The organism is Ancylomarina longa (assembly GCF_003996985.1).
GTDB classification, from domain to species: domain Bacteria; phylum Bacteroidota; class Bacteroidia; order Bacteroidales; family Marinifilaceae; genus Ancylomarina_A; species Ancylomarina_A longa.
In genome coordinates this window covers 1-898 of record NZ_RJJX01000093.1, presented here as the reverse complement: position 1 = coordinate 898, position 898 = coordinate 1, and the positions used below count along the sequence as shown (strand labels likewise).

General features: G+C 37.6%; 1 protein-coding gene. It reads right to left on the bottom strand.

The annotated features are described in order from the left end of the window. Positions 1-181: 181 nt before the first annotated feature. Positions 182-898: carboxypeptidase-like regulatory domain-containing protein (locus tag DLK05_RS16545; protein ID WP_209319939.1), on the bottom strand; the 717-nt coding region annotated here is incomplete at its 5' end.

Genomic DNA, 898 nt, shown 5'->3' with positions numbered 1-898 from the left:
TCATAGAAATCCTTCAAATTATCTTTCTGAGCTTTAAAAGGCTTTAACAATTGTTGGTTGTCCACAACATTCCCCCATGGACGAACAACTCCATCTAATTTAGGTCCCCAAGAACCATTCTCTTCATATGCAAAGTGACCACTCCATCCTTGACCAAACTCATTTTGTAGTTGTGGTAATCTTAAAGGGTAGATAATTCAAATGAACCAGTATAATTCACTTTCATTTTACCTGCTTTACCACTTTTAGTGGTAATCATGATAACACCATTGGCAGCACGAGAACCATACAAAGCAGTTGCAGATGCACCTTTCAAAATAGTTACAGACTCAATGTTATCTGGATTGATATCATTGGCATTATTACCAAAGTCAGTAGAACGAGTAGAACTATTTTCTCCTTGTCTTCTGTTATCAACAGGAGTACCATCAACAACATACAATGGTTGATTACTTCCTGTGATTGAAGAATAACCTCTTAAGATTACCTTAGAAGATGCTCCTGGAGAACCTGATGCAGAAGAAATACTTACACCAGCAACTTTACCTTGAATTCCTTCAAGAGCATTTGTTGGAGCAGCTTTAGTAATATCGTCACCTTTTACAGAGGTGGCAGCATATCCTAAACTTTTTTCTGATCTTTTAATACCAATAGCAGTAACAACAACTTCATCCATTCCAATGGTTTCAGATTCCATTACTACATTTAAAGTTGCAGAAGTAATTTCCACCTCTTGAGTGGTCATACCTACAAAAGAAAAAACCAAAGTTTTTTCACCTTCTGGAACATTTAAGGAATAATTACCATCGAAGTCGGTTGTGGTACCGATGGTTGTACCTTTTACAATTACTGAAACTCCCGGGATAGACAGCCCATCATCGGCTGAAGTAACCACCCC